Raw genomic sequence first — 16,375 nt, forward strand, 5'->3', positions numbered from 1 at the left:
GTAACACCATGCGACAGGTGAGTTCCGCGAGGCATGACAGTCTCCGCCCAGTTTTCCGGATCATGCCATGCCAGTTATCACCTTCGCGAACACCAAGGGCGGCGCCGGGAAAACCACGGCGGTTCTTCTCCTGGCGTCCGAACTGGCGCGGCGCGGATCGCGGGTTTGCGTCATCGATACCGATCCACAGCGCTGGATTTCCCGCTGGCGTGAAAAGGCCGATGCGCGTGTCGATTTTTCAGTCATCACCTATGTGACGGCGGCGACGTTACAGCAGCATGTCATCGACAGCCGCCGTGCATTCGATCATGTGATCATCGACCTGCCCGGTGCGCAATCGCCCCTGCTCGCGACTGCGATAGGTCTCTCCAACCATGTGCTGATACCCGTTCAGGGCAGCACCATGGATGCGCAGGGCGGGGCGCAGGTGCTGGAGCTGCTGCGTTATCTCGATGAAAAGGCGAATATCCGGATCGACCATTCCGTCGTGCTGACCCGCGTCAATCCGCTGGTCACGACCCGCGCGCTTCTGGCCGCACGGGAACTGCTGGCGCAAAGGAATGTACGTGTTCTCGATACGCCGATTTTCGAACGTTCTGCGTTTCGCGATATGTTCGAATTCGATGGATGCCTGCATATGATGAAAGCCGGCCATGTCAGCAATCTCGACAAGGCTCTGCAGAATGCCGAAGCTTTTGCCGCCGAGGTTCTCCGTCTCCTTGAGGCCTCCAGCAAGAAAAGCCTTGGCAAACTGATGCAGGCGGCCTGACGCCGGGAACCCGGCGCAGTAAAAGCGCCCCATCGATCCCGTTTAGATCGGGTACGCTCTAGAAAAGCGCGTCGGCAAACAGATCGTCGTCATCTTCGACGGCGGCGGGTGCTTTCTGCCCGGGCGCAAGATCGACCGGCAAGTAGCGAAGATGCACGTCGCGCTCCTGCGCCATCGTGTAGATCTTGTAGATGCGTGCCGAAAACGGCTGGATTTTCTCTGCGAAGCCGGAAATGTCTCCGGCGCCGCCGGCGGCCAGCCCGCTTGCCACGTGATGGCATTCTTTCAGGACATCGCCGAGTTCGCTTTCGAAATCGAGCTTGATCACGGCGGCACTGATGCGGCTGAAAACGGCCTGACCTTCCGTGGCGAGATCCTGAAGACCGGTTTCCATCTGACCCTTGGCGTGGCTTATGGCTTCCAGTGCTTCGTTCAATGGTTCCCGCAGATCACCGGCGCTCCGGTTCTCAGCCGTCTTCAGATTTGTAATGACGCTTTCGATCCGGTGGAGATCGGCAACGATCGAATCCGCCGGGCTTTCCAGCTTGTCGGCAAAGACCCGCAGCTCGCCGCTGACGACATTGACCGACCGGCCTTCGTCGCCCAGTTTCGAGCAGCGCAGGTTTGAGTTCAGCGCCATATAATGGATTTCAGTCTTGATCGAGCGCAGCACTTCAATGCCGTGCAACAGGTCCTGTGCGGTACCGGTAACGGAAGCGACGACCGCATTGGCATCCGCCATGCCTTCCTGAACGCGCCCGGCCAGATCGCACGCCTTTGCTATGTCCTTCTCAAGCAGCTGCAACGCGCTGCCGCCATCATTGGCAGCATCTTCCACCAGGGTGTCGCGCAGTGAAAGAATGGTTGCGGCATCGTCGGCGAAACTTGAGATGCCTGCAAAGATCTTGCGGCAATCCTGCTGGAAGGTGGTTGCCATCTCGTCGATCTGGGCGCTGACCATCTCGAAAACGGTGTCGTAAAGAGCGTCCATTTCGGCGGAATTTAACGCCAGCGCCTCTTCGGAATTCAGATAATCGCTGAACAGGGCGAGTGTCGTCTGCACATGTTCGACACGTTGGCGGGTAATGTCGCCGATCTGGAGGGAGGACAGCGTTGCCGCTATCTTGCCCTGCACGCCCTGCGCGACGGATTTCACCTTGGCCGCCATGGCCGTCATGGCGCGATGCTGTTCGCCGATGCGACCGGAATTTGTCTTCAAACCTCCGACGATGCCGGGGATCGTTGCTTCGAAATCGGCGCCGATGACGGATGAGACGTCGCGCGCTCTGGCAAGCTGCTTGTCCATGAGATCGAGATATTGCGCGAATTTGCCGACTTCAGTACCGCCGAAATGGATGCGTTCACGGATTTCCTCGGCAAAGGAGGAAAATTCGGCGATGCCTGCGCCGGTGATCTTTACCGTGACCGCAAAGGTTTTCAGGTAACGGATCGTCTCGCGGATATCATCGACATGGCCGTTTGCAGACTTGCAAAGGAAACTCATTTCAACGAAGGCGGCCTGTCGCAACTGTTCGGTTTCCGGCAGGCGGACCATGTCCTCAATGGTCTTTTGCATGTTGGCCATTGCCGCATCCGCGGTATCGCCGTCCATCGAACCCGTCATGCGGTCCAATATGGTGATGAGCTGGTTCAGGATGTCCATGACTGAAACGAGCACGGAGCCGCCTTCGAGAAAGGTCTTCTCGATACGAGACTGTGCGGTTGCAAGGCGCGCGGTCAGGTACGCTTGCGGATCACTGGCTTCAGCTTTTGGTTGATTTTTCACGACGGTACTGTTTCCCATACTCGGATGGCGTGATCCTAGAGAGCAGGAAGAAACGGACAGTGAATATTCTGAGTTGATCGGGAGTTAACAACTCAATTGGTTGACGAATTCCTCTCCCCCTGGAAGGCCTTCTCGGGGCTTATCGAATCTGGACGTGGTCGGTGCCTACCGGAAAAGTCAGTTGTACCCTTGCGCCATCGCCCGGCATTGAGCTGATATGCGCCTCGCCGCCGCTCTGCCGGACGAAGCCGTAGACCATTGCAAGGCCGAGGCCTGCCCCGCCGTGTTCCTGCCGGGTGGTGAAATAGGGCTCGAAGGCCTTGTCCACCGCCTCGGGCGTCATGCCGACCCCCTCGTCGGTGACGGCGATCACAAGTGCATCCTTCTCGGAAGCGGCGCTGATCGAGATCAGGCCACCATCGGGCATGGCCGCTGCCGCATTCAGGCAAAGGTTGAGGATGGACTGCTCGAGGAGGGCAGGGTCTAGCGCAATCGAGGGAAGATCCTCGTCAATCTCCAGCGCAATCCGGCATTTCGGGCCGACTGCAATCTCAAGGATATCGGCCATGCCGCGCAGCAGGTTTGCGACGTTGATGCAGCTCGGATGAATGGGCTGCTGGCTGCCGATGGTCAGCATGCTGCTGGCCAGAGAACGGCCGCGATCCGCCGCCTTGCGGATACGGGCGATGTGGCGTTTCTGGCGATCGTTGAAACCAGTTTCGCGCTCCAGCAGGCCGAGGCTGCCGGTGATGATGCCGATCATGTTGCCCACTTCATGACTGACCTGATGGGTCATGCGCATGATGCCATCAAGCCTCTGGGCTTTTGCGGCCTCCGCCTCCTGACGATCGAGAGAAGTTACATCCCGGGCGAGCAGCACGATACCGCCATCCGGCTGGCGTGACATCGATACTTCGATCACTCGTTGATCTCCAGTGCGATGGCGCACCACTGCCCGGTCCATCAACTCGCCTCGGCCGCTCTCGAAAGGGAACAGTGTGGGATCGATCTCCGGTATCGGTTCGACAAAACGGCGAAGCGGCAGCTTACGCGACGAGCCGGAACGACCGACAAGTTCTATGATCCGGCGGTTCATGGTGATTGGCCGACCGGTCGGATCGAACAGCGCTATTCCCTCATTCATGTTGCGGAAGGTCGAGCGGATGGTTCGGGCCGCCGCTTCTGCCGTGCGCCGCAGGCGGGAGACACGATCGACGCTGTCATGGAAAGCCCGGAAAGCATCGAGCAGGCGGATCAGTTCCGTCTCCGATCCGGTGTAGGATGGCGGGCCGACATCCTTTTCACCCTTGGCGAGCGCATTCATGCCGTTGGAAAGCGTCGCGATCCCGCGTGAGACACGCATCACTGATCGAATCGAGAATGTTGCCATGACCAGAACCAGAAGCGAAGCGACTGCGACGATGACCAATAGCCGGCTCAGAGCGTCCGAGGTCGAGATCAGGTCCTCGTTGAGGCTGCGGGCAACCGCATCGCTCTGGGTTTCGGTGACATGGGACAGATCGCGCGACACAATGTGAAGCCGCGATACCGAGGCGCGGATCGCAAACATTTCCAAGAGGTAACGGCTCTGCGCTTCAAAGACCCGCTCATAGGGTTGCAGCTCGGCCACGGGGAGCCGCTCTCCGGGATAACCTTCCTGGCGCGCGGTGGTTTCGGCAACATAGCGGCGGCGCAGTTCACCAAGCTGGAAGAGGCTGTCGGATGCGGATGCGGCCTGCACGATGCCGTTCATCCGCCTGCGCAGTTCGGGATCGGTGATGCCGCGACCCGTGGCAATTTCGCCAAGCGCGGCTGCCGCTTCCGCCTTGTGGCCCTGCGCCGCATCGGCATCCTTTGCCAGATCCAGCGTCTGTGTTCTGATCAATTCAAGGAGTTCGACGATGCGCTCGTTGGCAAAGCCGCGGGCGACCCGATCACCGTTGCCTGGCCCTGTCATCTCCAGCAGGATATCGACCTGCTGGACCACGGACCGGCTTTCGCTGGAGACGCGATAGGGCGAGGCGGCATTCATCAGGAAAGGTGCGCTCGAGACGAGGTCGGAGACCTGCCGCGAAACCAGCGATGCCTTGGCAAGGCTGGAAAAGGCCTGCAGGCCGTAGGCGGCCATTTCATCGCGGGCGCGTTGCAGGCCGTAGATGGCGATGGCGGATAGGCTGAAGACGAGGATGCAGATGAAGACGATCGCAAAGGGCAGGCGAAAGGCGATCGAGGAAAGGAAGGAGCGGCTGATCACGGAGAAAGCTCGCCCTCGTCGGTGTGGAGCACATAACCCCTGCCGCGCCGCGTCTTGATGTGACGCGGCAGATCGGGGTTTCGCTCGATCTTGCGCCTCAGCCGCAGCACCAGCACATCGACGTTTCTATCGATATAGCGGTCGCTTTCCGAGCCCAGCCTGTCGAGGATCTGGGAGCGGCTGACGGGCTGGTTGGGCGTTTCGGCCAGAATTTCCAGAAGTGCGAATTCGGCACTTGTCAGCGTTCTGCTGCGATCGGTCAGGCAGACCGCCTGTCGAGCATTGAGATCAATCGCCCAGTCGCTGAGGAGCAATGCCGCCCGGCCGTGGTCGCGCTCGCTGTCCTTTTCCTGCTTTAAGGAGGGGATCGTCCGGCGCAGAACGGCCTTGATCCGTGCCGTGAGTTCGATCGGTTCGAAGGGTTTGACGACATAATCGTCGGCCGCTGTTTCCAGGCCGAGAACCCGGTCGGCGGCGCTGCCGGCAGCCGTTACCATGACGATGCCGATATCGACCTTGCTGCGTAGTCTCTGGGCAAAGGTGCGGCCGGAGGTGCCGGGCAAGTTGTGGTCCACGAGCACCAGCTGCATCACGTCCTTCGCCAATATCTCGTCCGCTTCCTCGGCGGAGCGCGCGCAGGTGGGCAGCCAGCCCTCGGCCTCGACGAGGTCCGAGATAAGCTCTGCCATATCCGGATCGTCCTCGACGATCAGAATGCGAACCTTCTGATTAAGCACTGCGTATTCCTCCCGCCATCATCATAGGCGCGGCAGACGCGATCTTCAAAGCCTAGCTGGTTATCCGCCCTGTCATATTTGTAATATCTGTAATCTTGTTCGGAAAGATTGGTAACCATTCTTCGATTGCGGTGCGGTCAGGATGTGACATGCTAATGGCGGAGATTGGAACGGGGAGGTTCCAAGCAGGGAGGCTCAGTTGAGAGCATTGACCGCACTTGCGGCGAGCATGGCCTTATGGCTGTGCGGCGCAGGGCATGGCATGGCCGCGACGAAGTTAAACGTCCTGTGCGGCGTCGACGAGGCTTGGTGCGTGACAATGCAGCGGGCTTTCGAAGCGCGGATGGGGGTCGAGATTTCGATGGTTCGCAAGAGCACCGGCGAAATCCTCGATCAGATTCGTGCCGAGCGCGCCCATCCGACTGTCGACGTCTGGTGGGGCGGTACAGGCGACACTCATTTGCAGGCGGGTTCGGAAGGCCTTCTGGAAGAGTATCAGCCCGCCCATCAGCAGGATCTGCTGCCATGGGCGCAGAATTTCAATGCGATGTCGGGATCGAAATCGGCCGGAATCTATGCCGGTGCGCTCGGTTTTGCCTATAATACGGAACTGCTCGCCAAGAACAATCTGCCGGCCCCGACATGCTGGAAGGATCTGGCGAAGGAGATTTATCGCGGCCATATCCAGACCGGCAACCCGAACTATTCGGGCACGGCCTTCACCATGCTTGCCACGCTTGTCCAGCTCTTTGGCGAGGAGGAGGCTTTCAGTTTCATGGGCAAGCTTAACCAGAATGTGGTGAGTTACACCAAGGTCGGCTCGGCGCCCGTAAAGGCGGCGGCGCGGGGGGAGGTTCTGATCGGGATTTCCTTCATGCATGACGCCGTGACACAGAAGATCGAAGGCTTTCCGCTGGTGATCGTCGCCCCTTGCGAGGGAACCGGTTATGAGATCGGGGCGGTCAGCATCGTCAAGGGCAACCACAACGATGCGCTGGCGCAGGCCTTCGTTGAATTCGCGCTGACCCCGGAAGGACAGGCGACCGGGGCAAAGGCGGGGCAGAACCAGGTGCCATCCAACGCCCGGGCGACCTTGCCGCTGACGGCGCCCGATATATCGATGATCAAGATGGTGGATTACGACTTCGCCACCTTTGGCCAACCCGAAGAGCGAAGTCGATTGTTAAGCCGCTTCGACAACGAAATTCACCCGACCCAGTAGGGGTCAGCAATCCAAGACCGAAAAGACAGACAGCGTGGCAGCACAAGATGCCGCGACCGGCAGCGCCATGTTTGTGGACTGCCGAACCATTCAGACGCAAGCTACAGGAGGATAACCATGCGACTGACGATACTTTCCACATTGCTTTTTGCCGGTACGGCACTCGGCACCACATCGGTGCAGGCGGCAGGCGAGCTTAACCTGATATGCTCTGCCGATGTCGTCATCTGCGAACAGATGAAGGGCGATTTCGAAAAGTCGCATGACATCAAGGTCAATATGGTTCGCCTGTCTTCCGGCGAAACTTATGCCAAGGTGCGTGCGGAAGCCCGCAACCCGAAGACCGATATCTGGTGGGCCGGCACCGGCGATCCGCACATGCAGGCGGCCTCCGAAAACCTGACGCTCGAATACAAGTCGCCGATGCTGGATCAGCTGCAGGACTGGGCCGTCAAACAGGCGGAAAGCACCGGTTACAGAACCGTCGGCGTTTATGCCGGCGCGCTGGGCTGGGGTTACAACACCGAAATCTTCAAATCCAAGGGTTACAAGGAGCCGAAGTGCTGGGCCGATCTGCTGGCACCGGAACTGAAGGGCGAAATCCAGATCGCCAATCCCAACTCTTCGGGCACAGCCTATACGGCGCTTGCCTCGCTCGTGCAGATCATGGGCGAAGACCAGGCGATCGATTATCTGAAGAAGCTCAACGCCAACATCTCGCAATATACCAAGTCCGGCTCCGCGCCGGTGAAGGCGGCAGCGCGTGGCGAGACGGCACTCGGCATCGTCTTCATGCATGATGCCGTGGCGCAGACAGCGGAAGGTTTCCCCGTCAAGTCCATCGCGCCCTGCGAAGGTACCGGCTACGAAATTGGCTCCATGTCGATCATCAAGGGTGCCCGCAACCTCGAAAATGCCAAGACCTGGTACGACTGGGCGCTGAAGCCAGAGGTCCAGTCACGCATGAAGGACGCCAAGTCCTTCCAGCTTCCATCCAACAAGACCGCGGAAGTGCCGAAGGAAGCACCGAAGTTCGAGGACATCAAGCTCATCGACTACGACTTCAAGACCTATGGCGACCCGGCCAAGCGCAAGGCGCTGCTGGAACGCTGGGACCGCGAGGTCGGTGCAGTCGCAAACTGATCTGAACTCCGGCGATCGACATCCCGGCTTTTGAAAGCCGGGATGTCCGCCGTTCTTTCATCGGCATGAAATAAGCGAGGTCGGCCATGACACGTGGCAATCGCAGGCTGAACATTGTCCTGGCGCTCGGGGCTTTTGCCCTGGTTTTTCTTCCCTGGTATCGCATTGAAGGCGGCTTCTTCAGCTTCCGCTGGCTGTCTGAGTTTCTCTCTTCCCCCAGCAATGCGCCCGGTATGCTGCAAATATTGGTTTATGGAAAACCCTGGCTTGCCGGTGCCGGCCTGTTTTTCCTTGCCGGATGCCTTGTCCGCCCGATTGGCGATCCGATGCTGCGGGGCAAGCTGCTTGCGTGGATTGGTGCTGCCGGTCTCGTGGTTCTGATTTTGCAGGGATTGGCGATCGGCTTTACCGGCTGGACATGGAGTGTCAGTGAAAACCTGTTCGGCGTGCTTTCCGATGGCCAGCCCGCCATGGGCGCCGGTGCCGTCGTCATGTCGCTGGTCTTTGTGCTTTTCTTTGCCTTTGGGCTTGCCGAACGCGGCGTGATGAAGGGCGATGCCTTTGTCGTCGGCTCGATTTCCATTCTGGCCTTCCTCGTTACCGTTTTCGTATTCTATCCGATCGGCAGCATGCTGATCGCATCTGTTCAGGATTTCGATGGCTCCTTCAACGCCGATGGCTTCATCCGCAATATCAAGGATCCCGGCATCTGGAGCCTTGGCTGTGTCACGGGTGAAGAACGCTGCGGCGTTGCCTGGCGAACGCTCTTCCTCGCCTTGATGACCGCCTTCGGCTCCACAGTGCTTGGATTGGGTTTCGCGCTGGTCGCCACCCGCACCCGTTTTCCGTTCAAGAAGGGCCTGCGCCTTCTGACGGTTCTGCCGATCATAACGCCGCCTTTCGTCATCGGTCTTGCCCTGACGCTGCTCTTCGGCCGCGCCGGTGTCGTCACTGAATGGCTTTCCTATCTCTTCGGCATCGAACCCGGCCGCTGGCTCTACGGCATGACCGGCATATGGATCGCGCAGGTGCTCTCCTTCACGCCGATATCCTTCCTGGTGCTGATCGGTGTCGTCGAAGGTGTCAGCCCGTCGATGGAGGAGGCGTCGCAAACGCTTCGCGCCGACCGCTGGCGCACCTTCTGGCGGGTGTCGCTGCCGCTGATGAAGCCGGGTCTCGCCAATGCGTTTCTCATCGGCTTCATCGAAAGCATGGCGGATTTCGGCAATCCGCTGGTGCTTGGTGGCACGCATGGGGTGCTGTCGACGGAAATCTTCTTTGCCGTTGTCGGTTCGCAGAACGACCCTTCACGCGCCGCTGTTCTCGCCATTATCCTCCTGTGCTTCACGCTTTCGGCCTTCCTCGCCCAGCGTTTCTGGCTGGCTGGCAAGAACTTCGCCACGGTTACCGGCAAGGGCGACAGCGGCGCGCATATCGCGCTGCCACGCGGCCTGTCCATTGGTGTCCACGCCGTCGTCGTGCCGTGGATGGTCTTCACCATCGTCGTGTACGGCATGATCCTCGTCGGCGGTTTCGTGAAGACCTGGGGTCTGGACAATTCGCTGACGCTCGACCACTACATCCGCGCGTTCTCCGTCAGCTTCTCCAACGGCTCGATCGCCTGGACCGGTGTTGCCTGGAACTCGTTCTGGACCACCATGGAGATCGCGCTGGTGTCGGCGCCGCTGACCGCTGCCGTCGGTCTGCTGACGGCCTATATCATCGTGCGGCAGAAGTTTGCCGGTCGGAACATCTTCGAATTTGCCCTGATGATGAGCTTTGCCATTCCCGGAACGGTCATCGGCGTCAGCTACATCATGGCCTTCAACCTGCCGCCGGTGGAAATGACGGGATCGGCGCTGATCCTGATCGCCTGCTTCGTCTTCCGCAACATGCCGGTCGGCGTGCGCGGCGGCATTGCGGCAATGAGCCAACTCGACAAAAGCCTGGATGAGGCCTCGCTGACGCTGCGCGCCGACAGTTTCCGCACGATCAGGAAAGTGATCCTGCCACTGCTGCGCCCGGCGATCACGGCGGCTCTGGTCTACTCCTTCGTCCGAGCGATTACCTCGATCAGCGCCGTCATCTTCCTCGTCAGCGCCCAGTACAACATGGCGACCTCCTATATCGTCGGTCTCGTCGAAAACGGTGAATACGGTGTCGCCATTGCCTATTCCTCCATGCTGATCGTGGTGATGATCACTGTTATCACCGGCTTCCAGCTCATTGTAGGCGAGCGTCGCCTGCGCCGCGAAAACCGCGTCGCGGGACTGCCGTCCGCGTCCTCCGTTCCTCTCGCTCAGGAGAAAACCGCATGATTTCCGTAAAGCCCGGCTCCGTCACCTTTCAGAATGTCCGCAAGACATTCGGCGCCTTCACCGCCATCCCCGACCTTTCGCTCACCATCGAACCCGGCACGCTGGTGACACTTCTCGGTCCCTCCGGTTGCGGCAAAACGACGACGCTGCGCATGCTGGCGGGGCTCGAACATCCGACGGCCGGTCGCATTCTGATCGGCGACAAGGATGTGACCATGCTGCCGGCCAATGAGCGCGATGTCTCGATGGTTTTCCAGTCCTACGCGCTTTTCCCGCATATGACGGCGCTCGACAATGTCGCTTATGGCCTGCAATCCTCCGGACTGCGCAAGGCGGAAGCACGGGAGAAGGCCGAGGAAGGTCTGAAGCTCGTGGGGCTGGCCGGCATGGGGCATCGTCTGCCTGCCGAGCTTTCCGGTGGTCAGCAGCAGCGCGTGGCGGTTGCCCGTGCTCTGGTGCTGGAGCCGCAGGTGCTGCTGCTCGATGAACCCCTTTCCAACCTCGATGCGCGTCTTCGCCGCCGGGTTCGTACCGAAATCCGGGAATTGCAGCAGCGGCTTGGTTTTACCGCTGTTTATGTGACGCATGATCAGGACGAGGCGCTGGCCGTTTCCGACCGGATCATCGTGATGAAGGAAGGCGAGATCGCCCAGTCAGGCGCGCCGCGGGAACTCTACGAGGCGCCAGCTTCTTCCTTCATCGCCGACTTCATGGGCGAGGCGAATGTCGTCGGCTGCGAGGTGGTCAGCCTTGAGGGCGCCGATGCGTTGATCCGCGTTGGGGGGATCGATCACCGTGTTGCGGCACGCAACGCTAAACCCGGCCCGGCAAAGCTTGCGGTTCGTCCGGGTTCGATTTCCATTGCCCAATCGGGCGGGCAGGGACTTGCCGGGCGGGTGCTGCACAGTGCCTATCTCGGCGGTCACGTCGAATATGAAGTCGAGACCGATATCGGCACGCTCTTCATCATCGACCATGCGGTCGAGACCAGTCTGCCGCCCGAAAGCGATGTCACACTCGGGTTCAAGAACCGTGGCATTGCCTTGATCCAGGCCTGAGTTTCAAAGCGTATCGCGGCGGCCCTCTCAAATGTCCTTTGCGAGACGCAGCGCATCGTAGATCGCCGCATGTGTATTGCGTGCGGCGACCGCGTCGCCGATGCGGAAGAGCCGGTAGGCACCGCCAGGGTTGCGCTCGACGGTTTGGGCGGAGCCCTCCAGCAAGGCGTCGTAGGATATTTCGCCGAGGTTCCTGGAGCCGGGCTTGAGGTCGAAATAGAGATCGTCCAGCGGCACCGTGCCGTGATTGACGACGATCTGGTCCACGGTCCTTGATTTCGTCACGCCGCCATAATCGCTGCCGACGTGGGCGACGAGCTGGTTGCCGTTTCTTTCCGCCGCTTCCAGCCGATAGGTGACGGTGAAGGTGACGTCGAGTTTTTGCAGTGAGCGCATGTAAGGAACCAGATTCATCGCCATGACTTCGGGCGCGAAGGCGCGATCCGGGGTCATGATCTCCACTTTTGCGCCCGCCTTTGCGAGAAATTCTGCTGCCTGCAAGCCCGCATGGTCGCCGGCATCGTCGAAAACCAGCACATTCGTTCCTGGCTTGACGTCGCCGGAAATGATATCCCACGAGGAAACGACCAGATCATTGCCGTTTGAAAGCACATCGGTATGCGGCAATCCGCCGGTGGCGATGATGACGACATCTGGGCTTTCCGAGAGCACCGTGTCCGCTTCCGCCCAGCTGTTGAAGTGAAAGGTAACGCCGAGCCTTTCGCACTGGCTCATGCGCCAGTCGATGATGCTGATCATTTCGCGGCGGCGTTCGCTTTGCGCAGTCAGGCGGATCTGGCCGCCCGGATCGTTTGCGGCCTCGAAGACGACGACCTCATGGCCGCGTTCGGCACAGACACGCGCGGCCTCCAGCCCGGCCGGACCGGCGCCGACGATCACGACCTTCAGGCTTTCCGTCGCTCTGGTGATCTCGTGCGGCATCGTTTCTTCGCGGCCTGTCGCCGGATTGTGAATACAGAATGCGAGGCCGCCCTGATAGATGCGGTCGAGACAGTAGTTGGCGCCAACGCAAGGCCTGATATCGTCCTCCCGCTTTTCCATGATCTTGCGCACGATATGCGGGTCCGTCATGTGGGCGCGGGTCATGCCGACCATATCGACCTTGCCGGAAGCGATGGCGTATCTGGCGGTGGCGACATCCTGGATCTTGGCGGCGTGGAAGGTGGGGAAACTGGTTGCCGCGCGGATTTCGCCTGCGAAGTCCAGATGCGGCGCGTTCGCCATGCCCTGAATGGGAATGACGTCGGTCAGGCCGGGATCGGTGTCGATATGGCCCCTGATAACGTTGAGATAGTCGATCAGGCCGCTATCCCGCAACCGGCGCGAGATTTCGAGGCCTTCCGCCTTTCCGGTGCCGCCTTCAAGACATTCGTCGGCGGTATAGCGAACCCCGAGGATGAAATCGTCGCCGACACGCTCGCGCATCGCCCTGAAGACGTCGAAACAGAAACGCATGCGGTTGTCCAGCGAGCCGCCATAGGGGCCATCCAGCTCGTTGGTCAGCGGCGAGACGAACTGATCGATGAGATGGCCATAGGCTTCAAGCTCCACCCCGTCCATGCCGCCCGCCTTCATGCGTTCCGCAGCGTCGGCGAAGTCCTTGATGATGCGCTCGATATCCCAATCCTCGATCTTCTTCGGGAAAGCGCGATGCGCGGCCTCCCGCTGGTGGGATGGTGCCAGCACCGGCAGCCAGTCGCCCTTGTCCCAGCGCGTGCGGCGACCGAGATGCGTCAGCTGGATCATGATCGCTGCACCCTCTTCATGCACGGCGTCGGTCATTTCCCTGATCCACGGAACGATTTCATCCTTGTAGGCCAAGAGGTTGTTGAAGACGGGCGGGCTGTCTTTCGAGACAGCTGCGGAGCCTGCCGTCATTGTCATGGCGACGCCGCCCTTTGCCCGCTCGAGCGTATAGGCGCGGTAGCGCCCTTTCGGCATGCCGTCCTCCGGATAGGCGGGTTCATGCGAGGTAACGATGATGCGGTTTCGCAGGGTGAGATGCTTTAGCTGGTAGGGCTGAAGAAGGGGGTCATTCGACATGGCGACCGTGCTCCGAGAACGTTTATGGGAGAAGGCTAAGCGGGAATGTACATAGGTGTCAATTAATAAAACACTTGTGTTTATGCATTCGACATGAGTGGACATTCGCCTTGTCGCGACCAGACCGATTTGCTAGGAAATCATCATGGAAGCGACATTGAACGAGACCGGTTGGCGCGGATCGCAGGAGGGCTGGCTTGAGGCCGCCTACCAAGCGCTTCTCGAATCCGGCGTGGATTCCGTGAAAATCCTGCAGTTGGCGAAAAAACTCGGTCTGTCGCGCACGAGTTTCTACTGGTTCTTCCGGGATCGGGAGGAATTGCTGGCCGCACTCGTCTCCCGCTGGCGCGAAAAGAATACCGGCAGTATCGTCAGGCAGTCGGAGGCCTATGCGGAGACCCTGGCCGAAGCGATGCTGAATGTCTTCGATTGCTGGCTGGATGCCGGCCTCTTCGACAACAGGTTCGAATTTGCGGTTCGCAGTTGGGCTCTTCAGTCCGATGATATTCTTGCCGAGGTGCGTAAGGCCGACCAGACGAGAATGGATGCACTTTCGCGCATGTTCATGCGTTTTGGCCATTCCGAAAATATGGCGGATGTGCGTGCCCGCACCACCTATCTCGTGCAGATCGGCTATATCTCCATGCAGTCGGAGGAAGATATGGCCGTGCGCATGAAAAGGATCCCGGACTATATTGCGATCTACACCGGTGAGGTGCCGCAGCAGCGCGAGCTTGACCGTTTTTATGCAAGACATGGGCACAGGCCGGGATAAGGCATCCAAGGTGTGACGGTCGATTTGCGTCTGGCAGGAGGGTGAGAGAAGGATAGTCCGGCTCCTTGCCTGCAATGTAGCTGTAACATTCACCGACCAGTGGTGAGGACGGCAAGAATTCACCTTTGGGGAAAAGTCATTGCGAATCCTGCTTCTCGAGGATGAACCGGAAATGGCGCGGGCCCTGCTCGAAGCCCTGCGACGGCGTGATGTGCTTGCGGATCATGTCAGGACGATAGCCGATGCCGACGCGCTGGCGCGTGACGGGTCTTACGATGTGCTGGTTCTGGACCGTCGCCTTCCGGATGGTGAAGGGTTGAACCTTGTGTCTTCGCTTCGCAAAGCCAGGCATTCGGTGCCGATCCTCGTTCTGACGGCGCTCGGAAGTGTCGATCACCGCGTTGACGGTCTTGACGCCGGAGCGGATGATTACCTCGCCAAGCCCTTTGCGATCGAGGAATTGCTTGCCCGCCTTCGGGCGCTGCACAGGCGCGGCCCTTCGCTTTCCAGCCAATATGTGAGCTTCGGAAATCTGAGCATTGATCCGAAGAGCAATGAAGTCACGGTTGCCGGTGCCATCATCGAGTTTCGGCGGCGAGAATATCTGGCGCTCGAGGCTCTGATGCGACGTCCGAACCGCATCGTGACGCGTTCCAATCTGGTCGAGGCGGTTTACAACCTGGATGATGAGATCGAATCCAACGCGCTTGACGCCCATATCTCCCGCATCAGGAAGAAGCTCGCGCACGCCGAAGCAACGGTCGAGATAAGAGCCGTGCGAAACATCGGCTATCTCATCCGGGCGAATACATGAAGCAGGAGCGCAACCGATCCCTGCGGTGGGCGCTGATGAAGCGTCTTTTCGCCTTGCAGGCGTTCTTGCTCGTTCTGTTTGTCGTCCTCCTCGTCGGCTGGATCTGGATCATTGATCCACGGCTGGAGGGCGCCAATGAAGAGGCTGTCCGCATCGTTGCGGAAAGCGTGACAAAGGATGGGCAGGGCCGGGCGCAAGTTTTGCCCACGCCCGCATTGCTCGGGCTGAAACAGCGCTATCCGAATCTTTGGTTCTTGGTGCGGGACGCCGATGAAATCGTCCTGCGATATGGAGAAATCCCAGTACCGGCTTTGGCGGCAGTTTTTCCGTCAAGCATCGAAAGGGCGCGTCTGGAAGCGGGGGAAACAGTCCGGGCCACCATGGAAAACCGCGATACACTTGCCGGGCGGCTGCAATTCATTGCCGGGACGGAAAAAGGCATCCCGAATGACGGCCTCAGCCTATGGATCAGTATGCAGTTAGATCTGGAAAAGGATGCCAACGGCGAGATCCGCTGGCTTACTGTCTTGCCGGGTGTGGGCTTCGTCATTCTTATCGCCGTCGTGCCCATGCTGATCCTGACTGGTATCGCGACATTGATCGTGACCCCGAGGGCGGTCGGCCGTTTACTTGGCGGCCTGATGGAAACGGTCAGCCAGGCGCAATCCATCAATTTCGAGAACAGGTCCGCCCGTATAAATCGTTCCAAGGTGCCCAGCGAAATCATTCCCCTGGTAAATGCCTTCAACGTCGCGCTCTCCAAGCTGGATGAGGGATATAATCGCCGTAACCGCTTTCTTGCCGATGCCGCGCATGAGTTGAGAACGCCGATTGCAATCGCGCGGATCAGGGCCGATCTTTTGCCCGATGACCCGCTGAGCCGACAACTCCGGGCCGATATCGATCGCCTCACACGCGTTGCGCACCAGTTGCTGGAGATGCAGGCAGTCGGCGTGGTGGAATTACCCGCCGAGCGGCAGGACCTGAACATCCTTGTCGAGCGCATCGCGACCGATCTCGCGCCGATTGCGATGGATGCCGGTTACGAGTTCGATTTCGAGCCAAGTGAAGGAGAGGCCGTGTTCACGGTCCAGACTTCGATCATCGAGATGGCGGTCGTCAATCTCGTTCGCAACGCAATCGATCATGGCGGCGGCAAGGGTGCTATCACGATCCGGGTCGGTGCTGCGGGCTTCATTGACGTTTGCGATGAAGGGCCGGGCATCCCCGTCTCGGAGCGCGAGCAGGTATTCGAGCCGTTTCACCGCGTCAATACGAACTCGCCAGGAGCAGGCCTCGGTTTGAATCTGGTCCAGAAGGCGGCAGAGATTCATTGCGGACGCGTTGTCTTCCTCGACCTCAATCCCGGTTTTTGCGTCCGGCTGGAAATTCGCTCGGTGGCTTCGAAAGATGCTGCGGCTGACACTGTCTAGCT

At 59.6% G+C, this 16,375-nt stretch carries 12 protein-coding genes; 8 read left to right on the forward strand and 4 right to left on the reverse strand.

The window, feature by feature from the left end; translation table 11 throughout:
- The first annotated feature begins 67 nt into the window (after positions 1-67).
- Positions 68-769: a ParA family protein gene (locus ASD46_RS24290; protein ID WP_025594451.1), complete on the forward strand. Its 702-nt coding sequence runs from the start codon at positions 68-70 to the stop codon at positions 767-769.
- 58 nt (positions 770-827) lie between these two features.
- Here ASD46_RS24290 and ASD46_RS24295 read toward each other — a convergent pair whose 3' ends face one another.
- The 3 genes from ASD46_RS24295 to ASD46_RS24305 form a co-directional block, all read right to left on the reverse strand.
- Positions 828-2,555 (reverse strand): hypothetical protein, encoded by a 1,728-nt coding sequence (locus ASD46_RS24295; RefSeq protein ID WP_051365505.1) that lies wholly within the window; start codon positions 2,553-2,555, stop codon positions 828-830.
- Positions 2,556-2,694: 139 nt separating this feature from the next.
- Positions 2,695-4,809, reverse strand: coding sequence for a sensor histidine kinase (locus tag ASD46_RS24300; RefSeq protein WP_025594448.1), 2,115 nt, complete (start codon positions 4,807-4,809; stop codon positions 2,695-2,697).
- Positions 4,806-5,546: a response regulator transcription factor gene (locus ASD46_RS24305; protein WP_003514167.1), complete on the reverse strand. Its 741-nt coding sequence runs from the start codon at positions 5,544-5,546 to the stop codon at positions 4,806-4,808. The genes ASD46_RS24300 and ASD46_RS24305 overlap by 4 nt, the downstream gene beginning before the upstream one ends.
- A 229-nt stretch (positions 5,547-5,775) precedes the next feature.
- On the opposite strand from ASD46_RS24305, the gene ASD46_RS24310 reads away from it, so the two are divergent.
- From ASD46_RS24310 to ASD46_RS24325, 4 genes are all read left to right on the forward strand, one after another.
- On the forward strand, positions 5,776-6,768 hold the full coding sequence (locus ASD46_RS24310; RefSeq protein WP_029658808.1) for an ABC transporter substrate-binding protein: 993 nt from the start codon (positions 5,776-5,778) through the stop codon (positions 6,766-6,768).
- A 117-nt stretch (positions 6,769-6,885) separates the two neighbouring features.
- The gene (locus tag ASD46_RS24315; protein WP_003514162.1) at positions 6,886-7,911 is read left to right on the forward strand and encodes an ABC transporter substrate-binding protein; all 1,026 of its coding nucleotides are present in this window, start codon (positions 6,886-6,888) and stop codon (positions 7,909-7,911) included.
- Positions 7,912-7,997: 86 nt separating this feature from the next.
- Positions 7,998-10,229 carry an ABC transporter permease gene (locus ASD46_RS24320; protein ID WP_025594445.1) on the forward strand — a complete coding sequence of 744 codons (2,232 nt, stop codon included), beginning with the start codon at positions 7,998-8,000 and terminating at the stop codon, positions 10,227-10,229.
- Positions 10,226-11,287, forward strand: a complete 1,062-nt coding sequence (locus tag ASD46_RS24325) for an ABC transporter ATP-binding protein (protein ID WP_003514159.1) — start codon at positions 10,226-10,228, stop codon at positions 11,285-11,287. The genes ASD46_RS24320 and ASD46_RS24325 overlap by 4 nt, the downstream gene beginning before the upstream one ends.
- A gap of 27 nt (positions 11,288-11,314) precedes the next feature.
- Here ASD46_RS24325 and ASD46_RS24330 read toward each other — a convergent pair whose 3' ends face one another.
- Complete coding sequence (locus tag ASD46_RS24330; protein ID WP_025594444.1) at positions 11,315-13,351, reverse strand: NADH:flavin oxidoreductase; 2,037 nt, start codon at positions 13,349-13,351, stop codon at positions 11,315-11,317.
- Positions 13,352-13,496: 145 nt separating this feature from the next.
- Between ASD46_RS24330 and ASD46_RS24335 the strand changes: the two genes are divergently transcribed.
- The 3 genes from ASD46_RS24335 to ASD46_RS24345 all read left to right on the forward strand — a co-directional run bounded on the left by ASD46_RS24335 (position 13,497) and on the right by ASD46_RS24345 (position 16,373).
- On the forward strand, positions 13,497-14,126 hold the full coding sequence (locus ASD46_RS24335) for a TetR/AcrR family transcriptional regulator (protein WP_025594443.1): 630 nt from the start codon (positions 13,497-13,499) through the stop codon (positions 14,124-14,126).
- Between the two features lie 139 nt (positions 14,127-14,265).
- Positions 14,266-14,940 carry a response regulator transcription factor gene (locus tag ASD46_RS24340; RefSeq protein ID WP_025594440.1) on the forward strand — a complete coding sequence of 225 codons (675 nt, stop codon included), beginning with the start codon at positions 14,266-14,268 and terminating at the stop codon, positions 14,938-14,940.
- Positions 14,937-16,373 (forward strand): sensor histidine kinase, encoded by a 1,437-nt coding sequence (locus tag ASD46_RS24345; protein ID WP_060642909.1) that lies wholly within the window; start codon positions 14,937-14,939, stop codon positions 16,371-16,373. Before ASD46_RS24340 ends, ASD46_RS24345 begins: the two co-directional genes overlap by 4 nt.
- The last annotated feature ends 2 nt before the right edge of the window (positions 16,374-16,375 follow it).

Origin of the sequence: Rhizobium sp. Root491, from assembly GCF_001427205.1 — a bacterium.
GTDB lineage: Bacteria > Pseudomonadota > Alphaproteobacteria > Rhizobiales > Rhizobiaceae > Agrobacterium > Agrobacterium tumefaciens.

Excerpts from the sequence above, each read along its gene's own strand:
- ASD46_RS24290 (WP_025594451.1), top strand. The coding sequence starts at position 68 with ATGCCAGTTATCACCTTCGCGAACACCAAGGGCGGCGCCGGGAAAACC.
- ASD46_RS24310 (WP_029658808.1), top strand. The coding sequence starts at position 5,776 with ATGGCCTTATGGCTGTGCGGCGCAGGGCATGGCATGGCCGCGACGAAG.
- ASD46_RS24315 (WP_003514162.1), top strand. The coding sequence starts at position 6,886 with ATGCGACTGACGATACTTTCCACATTGCTTTTTGCCGGTACGGCACTC.
- ASD46_RS24320 (WP_025594445.1), top strand. The coding sequence starts at position 7,998 with ATGACACGTGGCAATCGCAGGCTGAACATTGTCCTGGCGCTCGGGGCT.
- ASD46_RS24325 (WP_003514159.1), top strand. The coding sequence starts at position 10,226 with ATGATTTCCGTAAAGCCCGGCTCCGTCACCTTTCAGAATGTCCGCAAG.
- ASD46_RS24330 (WP_025594444.1), bottom strand. The coding sequence starts at position 13,351 with ATGTCGAATGACCCCCTTCTTCAGCCCTACCAGCTAAAGCATCTCACC.
- ASD46_RS24335 (WP_025594443.1), top strand. The coding sequence starts at position 13,497 with ATGGAAGCGACATTGAACGAGACCGGTTGGCGCGGATCGCAGGAGGGC.
- ASD46_RS24345 (WP_060642909.1), top strand. The coding sequence starts at position 14,937 with ATGAAGCAGGAGCGCAACCGATCCCTGCGGTGGGCGCTGATGAAGCGT.